Origin of the sequence: Kitasatospora sp. NPDC058046, assembly GCF_042885595.1 — a bacterium.
Lineage (GTDB): Bacteria > Actinomycetota > Actinomycetes > Streptomycetales > Streptomycetaceae > Kitasatospora.
The window spans coordinates 79,405-96,756 of the sequence record NZ_JBHVRS010000003.1; the positions used below are offsets into that span (position 1 = coordinate 79,405).

At 72.8% G+C, this 17,352-nt stretch carries 14 protein-coding genes; 10 read left to right on the forward strand and 4 right to left on the reverse strand.

Annotated features, from left to right (window positions below; translation table 11 throughout):
• Positions 1 to 68 precede the first annotated feature (68 nt).
• From ACFVU7_RS08180 to ACFVU7_RS08195, 4 genes are all read right to left on the reverse strand, one after another.
• The gene (locus ACFVU7_RS08180; RefSeq protein ID WP_388044675.1) at positions 69 to 1,625 is read right to left on the reverse strand and encodes an NCS1 family nucleobase:cation symporter-1; all 1,557 of its coding nucleotides are present in this window, start codon (positions 1,623 to 1,625) and stop codon (positions 69 to 71) included.
• Between the two features lie 63 nt (positions 1,626 to 1,688).
• Positions 1,689 to 2,702 carry a TIGR03842 family LLM class F420-dependent oxidoreductase gene (locus ACFVU7_RS08185; RefSeq protein WP_049649710.1) on the reverse strand — a complete coding sequence of 338 codons (1,014 nt, stop codon included), beginning with the start codon at positions 2,700 to 2,702 and terminating at the stop codon, positions 1,689 to 1,691.
• A 173-nt stretch (positions 2,703 to 2,875) separates the two neighbouring features.
• Entirely contained in the window at positions 2,876 to 4,324 is a 1,449-nt protein-coding gene (gene hydA / locus ACFVU7_RS08190; RefSeq protein WP_117490870.1) for a dihydropyrimidinase, read from the reverse strand.
• Between the two features lie 11 nt (positions 4,325 to 4,335).
• Entirely contained in the window at positions 4,336 to 5,178 is an 843-nt protein-coding gene (locus ACFVU7_RS08195; protein ID WP_049649708.1) for a nitrilase-related carbon-nitrogen hydrolase, read from the reverse strand.
• Positions 5,179 to 5,608: 430 nt separating this feature from the next.
• On the opposite strand from ACFVU7_RS08195, the gene ACFVU7_RS08200 reads away from it, so the two are divergent.
• From ACFVU7_RS08200 to ACFVU7_RS08245, 10 genes are all read left to right on the forward strand, one after another.
• Positions 5,609 to 8,749 (forward strand): hypothetical protein, encoded by a 3,141-nt coding sequence (locus ACFVU7_RS08200; protein ID WP_388044676.1) that lies wholly within the window; start codon positions 5,609 to 5,611, stop codon positions 8,747 to 8,749.
• Positions 8,750 to 8,894: 145 nt separating this feature from the next.
• The gene (locus tag ACFVU7_RS08205) at positions 8,895 to 8,972 is read left to right on the forward strand and encodes a putative leader peptide (RefSeq protein WP_107086570.1); all 78 of its coding nucleotides are present in this window, start codon (positions 8,895 to 8,897) and stop codon (positions 8,970 to 8,972) included.
• Positions 8,973 to 9,168: 196 nt separating this feature from the next.
• Entirely contained in the window at positions 9,169 to 9,759 is a 591-nt protein-coding gene (locus ACFVU7_RS08210) for a cysteine dioxygenase (RefSeq protein WP_388044677.1), read from the forward strand.
• A complete protein-coding gene (locus ACFVU7_RS08215) occupies positions 9,753 to 10,139 on the forward strand; it encodes a rhodanese-like domain-containing protein (protein ID WP_388044678.1) in 387 nt (128 codons plus the stop codon). Before ACFVU7_RS08210 ends, ACFVU7_RS08215 begins: the two co-directional genes overlap by 7 nt.
• A gap of 215 nt (positions 10,140 to 10,354) precedes the next feature.
• Positions 10,355 to 11,554 carry an ATP-binding cassette domain-containing protein gene (locus ACFVU7_RS08220; RefSeq protein ID WP_388044679.1) on the forward strand — a complete coding sequence of 400 codons (1,200 nt, stop codon included), beginning with the start codon at positions 10,355 to 10,357 and terminating at the stop codon, positions 11,552 to 11,554.
• Entirely contained in the window at positions 11,544 to 12,212 is a 669-nt protein-coding gene (locus ACFVU7_RS08225; RefSeq protein ID WP_049657035.1) for an ABC transporter permease, read from the forward strand. Before ACFVU7_RS08220 ends, ACFVU7_RS08225 begins: the two co-directional genes overlap by 11 nt.
• Positions 12,209 to 12,886 carry an ABC transporter permease gene (locus tag ACFVU7_RS08230; RefSeq protein ID WP_049657036.1) on the forward strand — a complete coding sequence of 226 codons (678 nt, stop codon included), beginning with the start codon at positions 12,209 to 12,211 and terminating at the stop codon, positions 12,884 to 12,886. The genes ACFVU7_RS08225 and ACFVU7_RS08230 overlap by 4 nt, the downstream gene beginning before the upstream one ends.
• A gap of 43 nt (positions 12,887 to 12,929) precedes the next feature.
• Entirely contained in the window at positions 12,930 to 13,859 is a 930-nt protein-coding gene (locus ACFVU7_RS08235; protein ID WP_074004222.1) for an ABC transporter substrate-binding protein, read from the forward strand.
• A 226-nt stretch (positions 13,860 to 14,085) separates the two neighbouring features.
• Positions 14,086 to 14,661: a hypothetical protein gene (locus ACFVU7_RS08240; protein ID WP_079272435.1), complete on the forward strand. Its 576-nt coding sequence runs from the start codon at positions 14,086 to 14,088 to the stop codon at positions 14,659 to 14,661.
• A 589-nt stretch (positions 14,662 to 15,250) separates the two neighbouring features.
• Positions 15,251 to 17,308 carry a glycosyl hydrolase family 18 protein gene (locus ACFVU7_RS08245; RefSeq protein WP_074004221.1) on the forward strand — a complete coding sequence of 686 codons (2,058 nt, stop codon included), beginning with the start codon at positions 15,251 to 15,253 and terminating at the stop codon, positions 17,306 to 17,308.
• Positions 17,309 to 17,352 lie beyond the last annotated feature (44 nt).

Sequence of the window (17,352 nt, forward strand, 5' to 3'; positions counted from 1 at the left end):
TGACAACCGACAACTTTCGAAATCTGTCAGCTGTTCGCTGTCACCCGTCAGTCGTTCGTCCTCCCCCGTCAGCCCTCCCCGGCCTCCCCGCTCCCCCTCCTGAACACCCCGCTCAGCCCCAGGTACACCACGGCCGCCGCCGTCAGCCCGACGGCCCAGCCGTAGTCGGCGAGCGGCTTGAGGACGGGGATCAGGCCGTCCGCCGGGAAGGGGCCCTGCTTCGCACCGTCGGCGTCGACGGTGGAGTACGAGCCGCCGACGGCCAGCACGCCGCCCACCAGCAGCGCCGTCACGGCCCGCCAGTTCCAACCGGCCGCGTACCAGTACGCCCCGCCCGGACGGTACAGCTCGGCGAGCCGGAGGCGGGTGCGGCGCAGGGCCCAGTAGTCGGCGATCAGCACTCCGCCGACCGTGCCGAGCAGCCCGCCGACCACACCGAGCCAGGTGAAGATGTACACGTGCGGGTCGGAGATCAGCCGCCACGGGAGGATCACGATCCCGACCACCCCCGTGATCAGCGCCCCGGTCCGGAAGGTGACGAAGCGGGGCAGCAGGTTGGCGAGGTCGTACGCGGGCGACACCACGTTGGCGGCGATGTTCACCGACAGCGTCGCGACCAGCACGGTCAGCAGCGCGAACAGGATGCCGACCGGGTTCTCCATCTTGGCGGCCAGCTGGATCGGGTCCCACACCGGGGCCCCGTAGACCGCCTCGGAGCCCGAGGTGACCAGCACGGACAGGAACGCGAAGAGCGTCATCGTGGTCGGCAGGCCGAGCGCCTGCCCGCGTATCTGGGCCCGCTGGCTGCCGCCGAAGCGGGTGAAGTCGGGGATGTTCAGCGAGAGGGTGGACCAGAACCCGATCATGCCCATCAGCGCGGGGAAGAAGACCTTCCAGAAGCCGCCGCCCCACCCCAGCCTGGACGGCTGGTCGAGCAGCGGCCCGAGCCCGCCCGCCTTGACGGTGATCCACACCAGCAGCGCGAGCGCGCCGACGATGACGAACGGCGCCGCCCAGTTCTCGAACCGCCGCAGCGCCTCCATCCCCCGCGCGATGATGGCCATCTCGATCAGCCAGAACAGCAGGAACGAGAGCCACTGCGTCCACGGGTAGCCGCCGAACTCACCGGCCGTGCGCCAGGATTCGCCGAACAGCTTGCCCGCCAGCAGGAAGATGCCCTCGCCGCCGATCCAGGTCTGGATGCCGAACCAGGCGCAGGCCACCGCCGCCCGCAGCAGGGCGGGCTGGTTGGCGCCGCGCAGCCCGAAGGCGGCCCGGGCGAAGACCGGGAACGGGATGCCGTACTTGGTGCCGGCGTGCCCGGTGAGCAGCATCGGGACCAGCACGAGGAGGTTGGCGAGCGCGATCGTCAGCACCGCCTGCTTCCAGTCCATGCCGAGCGTGACCAGGCCCGAAGCCAGGGTCCAGGACGGGATGTTGTGGGCCATGCCGACCCAGAGTGCGAGGAAGTTGTACGTGGTCCAGGTACGCCGTGCCACCGGGACCGGCCGCAGGTCGTCGCTGGTGAAGCCGTTGGGAGGCAAGTCCCCGGCGGCCGGGTCGAGTTCGACCCGGCCATCGGGGTGGTGCCACTGTCTGCCGTCACTGGTCGCGGTTCCGGGCATGGGCAACTCCCGTCCGCCGCGGGCGGATCCGCGGCCGAGCTCGGGTGGGGGCGCCGGGCGGGGTCACAGGTGCGGGATGACGTCCGTCCCGTACGCGTCGATGGTGGTCTCGATGGCGTCGTGCATGGCGTAGACGGCGAACTGGTCGACGCCGAGCGAGCGGAGCTCCGCCAGTCGGGCCCGCTGCGCCTCCACCGGGCCGATCAGGCAGAAGCGGTCGATGATCCCGTCCGGGACGAAGGCCGTGTCCGGGTTCCCGGCCCGCCCGTGGTGGCTGTAGTCGTAGCCCTGCCGGTCCTTGATGTAGTCGGTGAGCGCCTCCGGTACCAGGTCGGAGTGCTCGCCGTAGTGGCTGACCAGGTCGGCGACGTGGTTGCCGACCATCCCGCCGAACCAGCGGCACTGCTCCCGGGCGTGGGCGAGCGCCTCGGGCGAGTCGTCGGCGGTGACGTAGGCCGGGGCGGCGACGCAGATGGTGATCGACTCCGGATCCCGGCCGGCCTCGACGGCGGCGGCCCGCACCGCCTTGACCATGAACTCGGTGAGGTAGGGGTCGGCCAACTGCAGGATGAAGCCGTCGGCTTGACGTCCGGTCAGGTTCAACGCCTTCGGCCCGTACGCCCCCATCCAGATCGGCAGGGAGGCGCCGGCGCGGACCCACGGCAGGTGCATCTCGCTGCCGTCCACCTCGGCGGTGCGCCCCTCGGCCAACTCCTTGATGGCGTGCATGGCTTCGGAGAGCCGGGCGAGGGTGGCGGGGCTCCGCCCGGCGACCCGCATGGCGGAGTCGCCGCGGCCGATGCCGCAGACGGTCCGGTTGCCGTACATGTCGTTGAGCGTGGCGAACGTGGAGGCGGTCACCTCCCAGGTGCGGGTGGAGGGGTTGGTGACCATCGGGCCGACGGTCATCCGCTCCGTCTCGGCGAGGATCCGGCTGTAGATGACGAAGGGCTCCTGCCACAGCACGCAGGAGTCGAAGGTCCAGCCGTGGCTGAACCCGGCCCGCTCGGCGCGGATCATCCGGTCGATGAGCAGTCGGGCGGGCGGGTCGGTCTGGAGGACGAGGCCGATGTCCATGAGGGGCTCCAGGTAAGGGTTTTGACCGCCGCCACCCGGCCGTCGACCGGATCGGTCGCACCAGTCGAAGGGCCGGGCCGGCAGCCGGGCGGGCGGGCGGCCGGCAGACCGGGCGGCGGCGGGTGGACGTCGAGGAACGGGAGGAACGGGAGGGGCGGGAATCGGGAGAGGGATCAGACCAGGTACTGGCAGGTGTCCCGGCGCAGGAAGGTGCCGTGGCCGGCCCGGCCGCGCCAGTCGCCGTCGTCCAGCACGACGGTGCCGCGCGACATCACCGTCCGCACCCGGCCGGTGAGTCGACGGCCCTCGTAGGCCGAGTAGTCCACGTTCATGTGGTGGGTCGCGGCGGAGACGGTCTGCACCGCGGTGGGGTCGTAGACCACCAGGTCGGCGTCGGCCCCCGGGGCGATGGTGCCCTTGCGCGGGTGCAGGCCGAACATCCGGGCCGGGGTGGTGCAGGCGATCTCGACCCAGCGGCGCCGGCTGATGTGCCCGTCCACCACGGCCTGGTGGAGCAGGTCCATCCGGTTCTCGACGCCCGGCAGGCCGTTGGGGATCTTCGAGAAGTCGCCCCGGCCCAGCTCCTTCTGGCCGACGAAGCAGAACGGGCAGTGGTCGGTGGAGACCACCTGGAGGTCGTTGGTGCGCAGCCCGCGCCAGAGCGCCTCCTGGTGCTCGCGCGGTCTGAGCGGCGTGCTGCACACGTACTTGGCGCCCTCGAAGCCGTCGGCGCCCTCCTCGGCGAGGTTGTCGGTGGAGAGGAAGAGGTACTGCGGGCAGGTCTCGCCGAAGACGTTGAGGCCGGCGTCCCGGGCCCCGACGATTTCGGCGAGCGCGGCGGCTGCGGAGACGTGCACCACGTAGAGCGGGCTGCCGGCCACCTGGGCGAGCTTGATCGCCCGGTGGGTGGCCTCGGCCTCCAGCAGTTCGCGCCGGACCTCGCCGTGGTAGCGGGGGGCGGTCCTCCCGGCGGCGAGCGCCTGTTCGACCAGGACGTCGATGGCGATGCCGTTCTCCGCGTGCATCATGATCAGCCCGCCGTTGGCGGCGCCGCGCTGCATGGCCCGCAGGATGCGGCCGTCGTCGCTGTAGAAGACGCCGGGGTAGGCCATGAAGAGCTTGAAGGAGGTGGACTCGCCGGAGTCCACGAGGGTGTCCATCTCCTTGAGCACGGCGTCGTTGACGTCGGAGACGATGGTGTGGAAGGCGTAGTCGATCGCGCAGTTGCCCTCGGCCTTGGCGTGCCAGGTGTCCAGGCCCTCGCGCAGCGAGCCGCCGACCGACTGGACGGCGAAGTCCACGATGGTGGTGGTGCCGCCCCAGGCCGCGGCGCGGGTGCCGGTCTCGAAGGTGTCGGAGGCCGCGGTGCCGCCGAACGGCAGCTCCATGTGGGTGTGGGCGTCGACGCCGCCCGGGATGACGTAGTGGCCGGTGGCGTCGATGACGGTGTCGGCGGTCCAGGCCTCGGCGGCGGAGCTGCCGGTGGTGGCCAGGGCGGCGACGCGCTCGCCCTCGATCAGGACGTCGGCGTGGAGTTCCTCGGTGGCGGTGATGACGAGGCCGCCGCGGACGACGGTGCGCTGGTGCGGGTCGCGGGTGGCCCTCACGTCGTTGGTGGTCATCGCGCTGCTCCTCAGGCCTCGGCGAGCGGCCCGTAGGCGTCGGGCCGGCGGTCCCGGTAGAACGCCCACTGCTGGCGGACCTGTTCGATCAGGCCGAGGTCGAGGTCGCGGACGACGAGTTCCTCCTCCTTGTCGGAGGCGACGTCGCCGACGAACTGCCCGCGCGGGTCCACGAAGTAGGACGTGCCGTAGAAGTCGTTGTCGCCGTACTCCTCGGTGCCGACGCGGTTGATCGCGGCGACGAAGTACTCGTTGGCGACGGCGGCGGCGGGCTGTTCGAGCTGCCAGAGGTAGGCGGACAGGCCGCGGCTGGTGGCGGAGGGGTTGTAGACGATCTGCGCGCCGGCCAGGCCCAGGGCGCGCCAGCCCTCGGGGAAGTGGCGGTCGTAGCAGATGTACACGCCGACCTTGCCGACGGCGGTGTCGAACACGGGCCAGCCGAGGTTGCCGGGCTTGAAGTAGTACTTCTCCCAGAAGCCCTTGACCTGCGGGATGTGGTGCTTGCGGTACTTGCCGAGGTAGCTGCCGTCGGCGTCGATGACGGCGGCGGTGTTGTAGTAGACGCCGGCCTGTTCCTCCTCGTAGACCGGGACGACCATCACCAGCCCGAGCTCGCGGGCGAGGTCCCGCATCCGGCGCACGGTCGGGCCGTCGGGGACGGCCTCGGCCCAGCGGTAGTGCTCGGCTTCCTGGACCTGACAGAAGTACGGGGAGTTGAAGACCTCCTGGAAGCCGATGATCTTCGCTCCCTGGGCGGCGGCCTCGCGGGCGTACCGCTCGTGGAGCGCGATCATGCTCTCCTGGTCACCCGTCCAGCGGGTCTGGACGAGCGCGGCCCGGACGATCTGCGACATGGTTACCTCCGCAACTCCGCGGCCCGGCCGTGCGGTCGGGCCCGCGGTCTGAGGGTTGACGGGGCGGGTCTCGCCTGCGGGTCCGCTCGGGGAACCGCAGGGTCTACGTGCGTAGAAAGCGATCTGTAGACGGTAGGCCCGGCCTCGGTGGCCTGACAATACGTCGGTGGAAACGCGTCTGGGGTGATCTTGTTGCGCGGACACGCGGATGGTCCCGGGTGGGATGAAAAGCTGATCTACCCCACGCGTCGCCTTCTTACTCGTTCGAGTGAAACCGGACACCCCGAGTGCGCAATCGGCGATGGTGGGGTAAGACCCGCGTGGACATCGCGGTGGATCACTACGGATCGTCAGTCATCGGTGGTTTCCTACGAGTTCAGCGTCCCGGTCACGGGGGATCGGGGCGGCCAAGCGGGGGGTGACGATGGTGGTGGCGGATTCCGCGACGCAGACGGCGGCGGCGAAGGAAGCGGCGGAGGCGACGGGTACGGCAGGTGGCGCGGGGGGCGGAGGCCCGGCGGCGCGGCCGCCCGCCCTGCCCGCCTGGGCCGGCCTGCTGCTCGCCCTCGGCGCCCTGCTGCCGGTCCTCCTCGGCGGGCTGCTGTTCCGTCATCAGGCGCCGCGCGTACGGAACATCGCCCTCCAGCTCGCCGGTTCCCGCGCGGCCGCCGAGGCCGTGGTCGGCGGCCGCGCCGCCGACCACCTGGCCGCGCTGCGCGCCGACGGCTGGCTGATCGGCGGCTACGGGCTGACGTTGCTCGCCGCCGCACTGCTCGGCGGGTACGTGCTCGGGCCGGCCCGCCGGCGGCTGTCGGCCATCGCGGTCGGCGGCGCCGGGCTGCTCGCGGCCTGCTGCGACCTGGGCGAGGACGCGCTGCTGCGCGCCGGGCTGGACGGCCTCCACCCGGGTGCGGGCGGTTCCGACACCCCCTTCGCCGTCGCCACCGCGCTCGCCACCGTCAAGTGGCTGCTGCTCCTGCCCGCCGGGGTGCTCGCGGCGGGCATCCTGCTGGTGACCGCCACCCGCGCGGTGCGCGGGCTCCGGCCGTCGCGGGCGGGCGCGAAGGCCCGCGGCACCGACTCCCCCGACCGTCCGGCGCTGATCCCGCCCTGGCCGATCGCCGCCCGGCGCGGCGCCACGGCACCCGCCGCCGAAGCGCCGGACGCCCCGAACACGCCCGTCCGGCACGCCCACTGGCGCGACGCCGCCCGGGTGCCGCCCGGCCGCGAACCCGCCGAACTCGGCTTCTGCGCCTCCGGCGGCGGCATCCGCTCCGCCTGCGTCACCCTCGGCGCGCTCCAGTCGCTGCGGCCGTGGCTGAAACGGGCCCGCTACCTGGTCTCCGTCTCGGGCGGCGGCTACACCGTCGGCGCGCTCCAGCTCGCGCTCAGCGACTCCGCGCCCGGCAGCCCGGTGCGCGCCGTCTCGGGCCTGACGGCCGACACCGTGATGGAGCCCGGGTCCCCCGAGGAGGACCACCTCCGCCGGCACGGCAAGTACATCGCCGACGGCGCGGGCGAATGGCTGGTCGCCCTCGGGACGCTGCTGCGCGGGGTGCTGTCCGCCCTCACCCTGCTGCTGGCCGCCGTCCTGACACTCGGCCTCGGGCTCAGCCGCTTCTACCGGGCCGTGCCGCTCACCGACCTGAGCCACCTGGCGGCGGCCGGGCTGCGCCACGCCGGCGCCGTACCGGGGCCGTTGGAGCTCCGGACACCGGCGCTCGCCGCCTTCGGCCTCCTGCTGGCCTCGGCCACCGGGTGCTGGCTGCTCTGGCTGCTGGCCTTCCCCTCGCTCGGCTGGCAGGCGCTGCTGCCACGGGCGCTGCGCAGGGCCAATCTCGGCCTGCTCGCCCTGGCCGCCCTGCTGGCCGTCGGGGTGCTGGTGGTACCGGGCCTGGCCTGGGGCGCGGTGCGGCTCCAGCAGGCGCTGGCGGCGGGGCCGCAGCTCACCGGCGCGGGGCTCGGCCTGACCGTGGCGCTCAGCTACCTGGCGCTGCTGCTCGGCATACTCTGGCGCGACCGCCGGACGCCCGGTCGGGGTGCCACCACGCCGGGCGCGGCGGGCCGGCCCCGTGTCAGCGGCGCCAGCCTCCCGCAGACCCTCGTGGTCTGCTCCGCCCTCCTGGCGCTGACGGCGGGTGCGCTGCTGTCCCTCGGCTGGGCGGTCGCCACCGGCTACGCCTGGCCGACGGCCGTCCAGGTGCTGCTGCCCCTGGTGCTCGGCGCGGTCGGGCTGAACCTCGACCAGACCTGGGTGAGCCTGCACCCGTTCTACCGGTTGCGGCTGGCCTCGGCGTTCGCGGTCCGGCGGGCCACCGAGGGCGGCCGGTCGGTGGCCCGCCCGTACCACTTCTTCCGGGAGCAGACGTGGCTGAGCCACTACGGCGCCCGGCACCCCGACTTCCCCCAGGTGATCTTCTCGGCGGCGGCCAACCTGTCGGGCAACTCCCGTACGCCACCGGGCCGTCCGGCGGCCTCCTTCTCGCTCTCCTACGACTACGTGGGCGGCCCGGACATCGGGTACGCGCGCACCGACCTGCTGGAGCGGCGCACCAGTGCGCACATCGCCCGGGACCTCACCGTGCAGTCGGCGATGGCCGTCTCCGGCGCGGCCTTCTCCTCCGCGATGGGGCGGGAATCCCGCGTCTACCAGCGGCTGTTCGCGGTGACCAACGCCCGCCTCGGGACGTGGCTGCCCAACCCGGCGGTGCTCGGCCCCGACTGGTCCGGTCCGCCGGACTGGCGCCGCCCCGCGCAGCCCGCCGTCCGCCGCCTCCCGTACCAACTGCGGGAGCTGATCGGGCGGTTCCCGGCCGACGACCGCTTCCTGCTCACCACCGACGGCGGCCACTACGAGAACCTCGGGCTGGTCGAGCTGCTGCGGCACCGGGTACGGACGGTGGTCTGCATCGACGCCAGCGGCGACGCGGGGTACGCCACCAACCTGGCCGCCGCGATCACCCTGGCCCGCGAGGAGCTGGGCGTCGCCATCACCCTGCACCAGCCCGAGCTGCTGATCCCGGGCACCGCCACCGACCAGCCTGCCGAGGGTGACGACGCGGACGGCCGCTCGGACGGCCGCGCGGACGACGGCGTGCAGGGCCGCGCGGGCCGCCGACCGCCGCCGCGCGGGCTCGCGGCGCAGCTCTCCGCCCGGCTCTCGGCCCGGGCGGTGGTCACCGGAGACATCCGCTACCCGGATCTGGACGAGGGGCCCGGGGCCGTCCGGCACGGCCGGCTGATCCTCCTCCAGGCGGTACTGACCCCCGGCATGCCGTACGAGCTGCACGCCTACGCGATGGCGAACCGGGCCTTCCCGAACGACCGCACCAGCGACCAGTGGTTCGACCACCAGCAGTTCGACGCCTACCAGACGCTCGGCCGCCATCTGGGAGAACAGGCCGCGCCGCTGATCGAGCAGGCACTGACCGACCAGGCGCGGGCCGAGCAGGCACCGGCCGGACCGGCCCCGGGCCCCACCGGGTCGGTGCCCGCACAGCCGACGCGCGACACCGACCCCGCACCGTCCGCCACGGCTCCCCCGGCACCGCGCCGCCCGGCCGAGGAGTAGCCGGGAGGCGACCGACGGATGCTCGAAGGGGGCTCGGCGAGCGGGCGACGGGTAGCCGACCGGTCCGCCGGTCGCCGGGAACGGACGGCGGCGGACGGTCGGCTCGGCTTGACTTCCTCCGCTTCGCTCGGGAAAGATCCGGCGCATGGACTCCGGCGCCACTCTGGTATGCCGCCTGCACGTCGATCTGCGACGCCAGGCGAGTTCCATCTGTGCCTGTTGACCTTGTTCTCCCCCGCCGGTCCCGCTCTGTGACGTCTGCCAGGGCCCGCGCCGCGCACCCGCACCCGCAGTCCTGACCCCGCACCCGCCCCGGCGCACCCTTGCGTGCCGGGCCGCCCCGTCGGCCCGCGCCCTCCACCGCCGCCGGACATCGGGCGCTTCCCACCGACGTTCCCGCCGCACCCGAGGACGCCCTCATGACTCTGAGCCCGAGCCCGAGCATCAGCCCCGAAACCCAGCCGACCGTAAACCCCGACAACACCCGCCCCGCCACCGCGAGCCCCACGAGCACCCCCGAGCCACCACCGACGCCGCCCGCCGGGGACACCCCCGCGCCGCTCACCCCCAGCACCCTGCGGACCATCGTCCGCGAACTGGCCGAGCGGCCCGAGGAGTGGATCCACCACGTCCGCCTCTCCACCGAGGAGCGCTGGTACCGGCGGCTGGCCGCGGACGACGACCACGAGGTGTGGCTGATCAGCTGGCTGCCCGGCCAGTCCACCGGCTTCCACGACCACGGCGGCTCGCGCGGCGCCTTCGCGGTCGCCCTCGGCGAGTTGGAGGAGCTGTCCCTCGGCGGGCCCGAGCAGGGCCTGCTGATCCGCCGGATCCCGGCCGGCACCGCCCGCGCCTTCGGCCCCGAGTACGTGCACGACGTGCGCAACACCGCCGTCGGCCCCGCCGTCACCCTGCACGCCTACTCGCCGCCGCTGAGTTCGATGGCGCACTACGACCTGCGGGCCGGCGGGCTCGTCCGCACCTCCGAGGAAGGACCTGAACAGTGGTGACCACGATCGACGACCTGGTGGAGCGGGCCCGGGAGGGCGTCCACCGACCGCGCGCCCGCGAGGCGTACCAGGCCCAGCTGGACGGCGCGCTGCTGGTGGACATCCGTCCGGCGGCGCAGCGGGCGGCCGAGGGGGAGATCCCCGGCTCGCTGATCATCGAACGCAACGTGCTGGAGTGGCGGCTCGATCCGACGGGCAGTCACCGGATTCCCGAGGCCTCGGGCTACGACGTCGAGGTGGTCGTGGTCTGCTCCGAGGGCTACGCCTCCAGCCTGGCCGCGGCCTCCCTGCGCGAGCTGGGACTGCACCGGGCGACCGACCTGGACGGCGGTTTCGTCGACTGGGCGGCCGCCGGCCTGCCGACCCGTCAGGGCGGCTGAGCCTGCGGTCGCACCGCGTGCCGGGGCGGTAAATCAGGGACAGGAGATGATGCAGGTCATAGTGTGATCAGAGTTTCCGCTGGTCCAAAGCCGGGCAACCACGCGGGCGGAAGTACGCCCGGGCGCTTGAAACCGCCGCCACCGAACGACCCTGACCGAACGACCGAACGACCCAGGCGCCGCCTTTCCGGGGCGCCCTGACGAGGAAACTCCACGTGATCAGATTCGAGGGCGCGGGAATGCGCCACCCCGACGGCACCATCGCCGTCGAGGGACTGGACCTGGAGGTCCCGACCGGTCGGATAACCGTCCTGGTCGGACCGTCCGGCTGCGGGAAGACCACCCTGCTGCGCATGGTCAACCGGATGGTCGAGCCCACTTCGGGCCGGGTCCTGCTGGACGACACGGACGTCGCGGAGCTGGAACCCGCCAAGCTGCGCCGCGGCATCGGGTACGTGATCCAGCAGGCCGGGCTCTTCCCGCACCGCAAGGTGATCGACAACATCGCCACCGTCCCCTACCTGCTCGGCTGGGACCGGAAGAAGGCCCGCGCCCGCGCCGCCGAACTGCTCGAACTGGTCGGGCTCGCGCCCGAGACCGCCAAGCGGTACCCGTTCCAGCTGTCCGGCGGCCAGCAGCAGCGGGTCGGCGTGGCGCGCGCGCTGGCCGCCGACCCGCCGGTACTGCTGATGGACGAGCCGTTCAGCGCGGTCGACCCGGTGGTGCGGGCCGGGCTCCAGGAGGAGCTGCTGCGGCTCCAGTCCGAGCTGCACAAGACGGTGCTGTTCGTCACCCACGACATCGAGGAGGCCGTCCGGCTCGGCGACCAGGTGGTGGTGCTGCGCGAACACGGCCGGATCGCCCAACTGGCCGACCCGCACACCCTGCTCACCACCCCCGCCGACGAGGGCGTGGCCGCCTTCCTCGGGCGCGACCGGGGCCTGCGCGGCCTCGCCCTGCGCCCCGCGAGCGGCGTCCGGCTCCGCCCGGTGGGCGACGGACTCCGGTACGGCGGCTGGGAGTTGGCCCTGGACGACGGGCACCGCCCGATCGGCTGGATCGACCGCGACGCCGTCACCGCCGAGCTGCACCCGGCGGCCGCCTTCCGCCCGGACGCCGACACCCTGCGCACGGCGCTGGATGCCGCCGTCCTCTCCCCCGCCGGGGTCGCGGTCGCGCTGGACGCCGAGGGCCGGGTCACCGGCACCGCGAGCCGCGAGGCCGTCCTCGCCGCCCTGCGGCCCGACGCCTCCGGTTCGCCGGCCGCCGGTCCGTCTGCCACCGGTTCGCCGGCCGCTGATGCGCCCGTCCGCACCGACAAGCCCCCGGCCGCCGGCGGCCACCCGGACGACACGGGCGGCCCCGGCCGAACGGGCAGCACGGGCAGCACGGACGGAGCCGACGGTGGACGATGAACCGATCGTCCGCTGGTACTGGATCGGCGACCACCTCGGCTACTTGGGCCACCTGCTCGCCGACCACGCCGTGATCGCCCTCGTCCCCGTACTCATCGGCCTGCTGCTGGCCGTCCCGCTCGGCCTGGCCTGCGCCCGCTACCCCCGGCTGTACCAGCCGCTCTCCGCCGTGTTCAACATCGTCTACGCGCTGCCCTCGCTGGCCGTGTTCGTGGTGCTGATCCCGTACACCGGCCTCGCCACCCAGGCGACGGTGATGATCCCGCTCACCTTCTACGCCCTCGCCGTGCTGCTGCCGACCACCGTGGACGGCCTGCGCGCCGTCCCGGACTCCGTCCGGCAGGCCGCCACCGCGATGGGGTACGGGCCGTGGCACCGGCTGACCTCGGTCGAGCTGCCCGCCGCCGTGCCGTACCTGATCGCCGGACTGCGGGTCGCGGCGGTGTCCAGCATCTCGCTGGCCAGCGTCGGCGCGCTGGTCGGTCGCGGCGGGCTCGGCTACCTGTTCGTCGACGGCTTCCAGCGCACCTTCCCGACGCCGATCCTGGCCGGCATCGTGCTGATCGCCGTCCTCGCGCTGGCCGTCGACCTGGTGCTGGTGGCCGCCCGGCGGCTGCTCGCGCCCTGGGCCGTCCGGGAGAAGGGGGCGGGCTCGTGAACTGGCTGAACTGGCTGAGCGACTTCTTCACCGACCCGGACCACCTCAGCGGGCCGGACTCGATCGTGCACCGGGTCTCCGAGCACCTGCTGCTCTCCGGCGCGGCCCTGCTGTTCGCGGCGCTGCTCGCCGTCCCGCTCGGGCTGCTGATCGGCTACACCGGGCGCGGCGTCACCGTGGTGACCGCGCTCGCGGGCGCCGCCCGCGCCCTGCCCACCCTCGGCCTGGTGACGCTGGCGGTGCTGCTCGCCGGGGTCGGCGACACCGCCGTACTGGTCCCGCTGGTCGCGCTCGCCGCGCCGCCGCTGCTGGTGGCCGCCGTCGAGGGGGTGCGCGGCACCGACCCGGACGTCCGGGACGCGGCGCGCGGCATCGGGCTGACCCACCCCCAGGTGCTGTGGCAGGTCTGCCTGCCCTCGGCCGCCCCGACCCTGCTGGCGGGCTTCCGCACCGCGACCGTGCAGGTGATCGCGACCGCCACGGTGGCCGCCTACGTCGGGCTGGGCGGCCTCGGCCGCTACGTCATCGACGGGCTGGCGACCCGCAAGTACGCCGTGACCGTGGGTGGCGCGCTGCTGGTGGTCCTGCTCGCGGTCGTCGCCCAGCTGTTCTTCGCCCTGCTCGCCCGGTTCGCGCTCCCGCCCGGGGTGCGCGCCCAGCAGCGGCCCCGCTGACTCCGTTCCCCTCCCCTCCCGTTCCGGAAGGACATCTGTCACCATGTCGACAATCAACCGAAGCCGCCGCGTCGCCGCCCTCGGCACCCTCGCCGCGCTCACCCTCGGCGCCACCGCCTGCGGCTCCTCCGGCGGCAACCCGCTCGACGGGGGTTCGAGCGCCTCGGCCGCCACGGGCGGGTCCGGCTCGACCGTGGTGGTCGGCTCGGCCAACTTCCCGGAGAACGTCCTGCTCGGGTCGATCTACTCGCAGGCGCTCAAGGCCAAGGGCGTGAAGGTCCAGGAGAAGTTCAACATCGGCAGCCGCGAGGTGCTCTACGGGCAGTTGCAGAGCGGCAACCTCACCGTCCTGCCGGAGTACAACGGCTCGCTGCTCGCCTACCTGGACGCCAAGTCCACCGCTGTCACCACCCAGGACGTGAACGCGGAGCTCGCCAAGACGCTGCCCGCCACGCTGGGCATCCTCGAGTCCTCCCCGGCCGAGGACAAGGACTCGCTCAGCGTCACCCAGGAGACGGCCGACAAGGACAACCTCAAGAGCATCGCCGACCTCGCCGCCAAGGCCGGCGAGTACACCATCGGCGGGCCGCCGGAGTTCAAGAGCCGCCGCGAGCAGCAGCTCAAGGACGTCTACGGGCTGACCTTCAAGGAGTGGAAACCCACCGGCGACGCCACCGCGAACGCGCTCAAGGACGGCAGCATCCAGGTCGGCAACGTGTTCACCACCGACCCGAAGATCGTCCAGTACAAGCTGGTCCCGCTGGCCGACCCGAAGAACATCTTCGGCGCCCAGAACGTCACCCCGCTGGTCAACAAGGCGGGCGTGGACGCGACCGCGACGGCGGCGCTCAACGCGGTGTCGGCCAAGCTCGACACGGCCGGGCTGGTGGCGCTGATGAAGCGCGTGTCGGTGGACAAGGAGGACCCGTCGGCGGTCGCCAAGGACTGGCTGAAGTCCAACGGCCTCGGCTGACGGCGATTCGGCCCGGCGGCCGTGGAGCGTGAACGCGGCGGCCCGGAGGAAGCTCCTCCGGGCCGCCGTCCGCCGTTCCGGAGGCACCGTCCCGGGGCTTTCCGGGTGCGCTCGCGTGTGCGCTCACAGGTGCGCTCACGGGTGCGCTCACGGGTGCGTTCCAGGTGCTTTCCGACCACTGAAGGGACCTTCCCTTCTGCGGCGCGAACATGACAGTCTGGGCGCCATGCGCACTCGTCTCCTCGCCGCCACCCTCACGGCACTCGCCGCGGTGAGCCTCGCTGCCTGCTCCAGCTCCGGATCGGACTCGGGCAAGGCCACCTCCGCGGCCGGCTCCCCCACCGCCCCCGCCGCCTCGGCCACCGCGCCCTCCGACGCCGCCACGCCCTCGGCGACGCCGCCCGCGACCCCCGGGTCCGACCCGGCCGCCCCCACGGCCGACGGCGGCACCGGCGCGCCCGCCCCCGACGCCGGCGCCTCGGGAGCCCCCGCACCGTCCAAGCCCGCGCCGCCCGCCGATGCCGGACTGCCCGCCAAGCCGGGCACCGACGTGACGGCCAAGCTGGTCTCCGCGCTGGACGCGATCGACCCGGCGATCGTCGGCGGCAAGCCGGACCAGGCCGTGGACCGGGCGCGCAACCAGTGCCAGTCGATGTACCAGTTCCCCAAGGACAAGCAGAAGCTGGCGGACCTGGCCAACCAGCGCTTCACCTCCGCCGACCACCCGCAGGGCTTCGGGCCGGACACCGCCACGAAGATCAACGACGCGCTGCTCGCCACGCTCTGCCCGCCGTCCCACTGACCCGCCGATCCGCTTGTCCGCTGGCCCGCTGGTCGGCGACACCATGATCCGCCCGGTGTCCTGAGCGCCGGGCTGCCGTGGCCGCGCCCCTTTCCGGGTGCGCGGCCACGGTCTTCTCGTTTCCGGCGCCCCTCACCGCCGCCCCTCGCCGCCACCCGGAGCGTCCGACACCGTCCTCCCGGCGGGCCCCACCGGCGGCCCACCCGTCCCGACGCCGGTCCGCCCCCCTTCCGTCGCGCGGGCCGTGTGCTGACGAACTGTTAGGACTCTTGACAGACCAGTGGTCTAGTCCAAACATAAGCATGTCGATCCGACCGGGATGCACTGTGGGGGTGTGACCACCGGCGGCTGAGGCACTGCCATGCCCTGCCATGCTCCGCTCCACCCCCGCTCCGTACGGCGCGCGCTTCCGCACGCCGCCCGCGTCCACGCGAGTCGGTGGGCCTTCGCACGCCCGCACACCCCCGCACTTCCCCGTACTCCCGGTTCCGACCCGGTCCCGGGGCCGCCGCCGACCCCACACGGCCGCCCCACCCGGACCGACCGCACCTCCCCAACGTCCTGCCCCACCAAGTCTGTTGGAGAATCCATGCGCCTCCGCCGAACAGTCCAGGCCGTGTTGACGGCCTGCGCCACGCTGGCCGCCTCGGCCGGCCTGGTCGCCGCCGGGACGAGCTCCGCCCAGGCCGCCACCCCGCTCCCCAGCCGGGTCTTCGCCCCCTACTTCGAGTCCTGGACCGGCCAGAGCCCGGCCCAACTGGCCGCGCAGTCCGGCGCCAAGCACCTGACCATGGCGTTCCTCCAGGCCGCCACCAAGGGCTCCTGCACGCCGTACTGGAACGGCGACACCTCCAAGCCGGTGTCCTCCTCCACGTTCGGCGCGGACATCGCGACCATCCGCGCCAACGGCGGGGACGTGATCCCGTCCTTCGGCGGCTACACCGCCGACAACACCGGCACCGAGATCGCCGACAGCTGCACCGACGTCAACCAGATCGCGGCCGCCTTCCAGAACGTGATCACCACCTACGACGTCAGCCGGATCGACCTCGACATCGAGGACAACTCGCTGACCAACACCGCCGGGATCGACCGCCGCAACAAGGCCATCAAGCTCGTGCAGGACTGGGCCGCCGCCAACGGGCGGAGCATCCAGTTCTCCTACACGCTGCCCACCACCACCTCCGGGCTGGCCAGCAGCGGTCTCGCGGTGCTGAAGAACGCGGTCAGCAACAACGCGCGGATCGATGTCGTCAACATGATGACCTTCGACTACTACGACAACGCCGCCCACGACATGGCGGCCGACACCCAGACCTCCGCGCAGGGCCTCTACAACCAGCTCGCCAAGCTCTACCCGTCCAAGACCCCCGCCCAGCTGTGGGGTTCGATCGGGATCACCGAGATGATCGGTGTCGACGACTTCGGTCCGGCCGAGACCTTCACCCTGGCCAACGCCACCACCGTGTACAACTGGGCGGTCTCCAAGGGCATCAACACGCTGTCCTTCTGGGCCCTCCAGCGCGACAACGGCGGCTGCCCGGGCACGGCCGGCAACGACAACTGCTCCGGGATCGCCCAGAACACCTGGGACTTCACCCACGTCTTCGCGCCGTTCACCAGCGGCTCGACGGTGAGCAACGACTTCTCGGTGTCGGCCAGCCCGAACTCCGCCACGGTCGCGGCCGGTTCGTCCACCTCGGCCACCATCGCGACGGCCGTGACGGCGGGCTCCGCGCAGAGCGTCAACCTCACGGTCAGCGGCGCCCCGGCCGGCGTCACCGCCACCGTCACCCCCGGCAGCGTCACCGCCGGCAACAGCGCCACGCTGAACATCAGCACCACCTCCTCGGTGACGCCCGGGAGTTACCCGATCACGGTCACCGGCTCGGCGGCCTCCGGCAGCCACACCAGCACCTTCACCCTGACCGTCACCGGCACCCAGCCCGGCAATGACTTCTCGGTCGCCGTGAACCCGAACTCCGGTACGGTCGCGGCTGGTTCGTCCGTCTCGGCGACCATCTCGACGGCGGTCACGGCCGGCTCGGCGCAGAACCTCAACCTCGCGGTCGTCAGCCAGCCCGTCCCTGGCATCACCGCCACCATCACCCCCGGCAGCGTCACCGCCGGCAACAGCGCCACCCTGAACATCTCCACCAGCTCGGCCGTGACTCCGGGCACCTACCCGCTGGGCATCAGCGCCACCGGGGCCTCCGGCAACCACATCGCGTCCTACACGCTGACCGTCACCGGGACCACGCCGACCACCGGCCTGGTCAACGGCGACCTGGAGAGCGGCAGCCTGGCCCCGTGGACCTGCCAGAGCGGCGGCGCCGTGGTCTCCACCCCGGTCCACTCCGGCACCAAGGCCCTCCAGGCCGCGGCCACCGCCGCCCAGACCGGCGAGTGCGCGCAGACCGTCACGCTGAAGCCCAACACCAGCTACACCCTGAGCGGTTGGGTGCAGGGCAACTACGCCTACATCGGCGTCAACGGCGGCGCCACCGCCAGCGCGTGGGCCAACTCCTCCGGCTGGACCAAGGTGTCCGTCCCCTTCACCACCGGCGCCAACGGCACCGTCTCCGTGTACCTGCACGGCTGGTACGGCCAGGGCAACGTGTACGGGGATGACTTCTCCATCGCCTGAGACCGCCCCGGGCGACGAATGACGGTTGACGAGTAACGGATAAC

Coding starts and splice junctions, on each gene's coding strand:
- ACFVU7_RS08240 (WP_079272435.1), top strand. CDS start 14,086: ATGCGCACTCGTCTCCTCGCCGCCACCCTCACGGCACTCGCCGCGGTG.
- ACFVU7_RS08195 (WP_049649708.1), bottom strand. CDS start 5,178: ATGTCGCAGATCGTCCGGGCCGCGCTCGTCCAGACCCGCTGGACGGGT.
- ACFVU7_RS08210 (WP_388044677.1), top strand. CDS start 9,169: ATGACTCTGAGCCCGAGCCCGAGCATCAGCCCCGAAACCCAGCCGACC.
- ACFVU7_RS08180 (WP_388044675.1), bottom strand. CDS start 1,625: ATGCCCGGAACCGCGACCAGTGACGGCAGACAGTGGCACCACCCCGAT.
- ACFVU7_RS08235 (WP_074004222.1), top strand. CDS start 12,930: ATGTCGACAATCAACCGAAGCCGCCGCGTCGCCGCCCTCGGCACCCTC.
- ACFVU7_RS08185 (WP_049649710.1), bottom strand. CDS start 2,702: ATGGACATCGGCCTCGTCCTCCAGACCGACCCGCCCGCCCGACTGCTC.
- hydA (WP_117490870.1), bottom strand. CDS start 4,324: ATGACCACCAACGACGTGAGGGCCACCCGCGACCCGCACCAGCGCACC.
- ACFVU7_RS08205 (WP_107086570.1), top strand. CDS start 8,895: ATGGACTCCGGCGCCACTCTGGTATGCCGCCTGCACGTCGATCTGCGA.
- ACFVU7_RS08245 (WP_074004221.1), top strand. CDS start 15,251: ATGCGCCTCCGCCGAACAGTCCAGGCCGTGTTGACGGCCTGCGCCACG.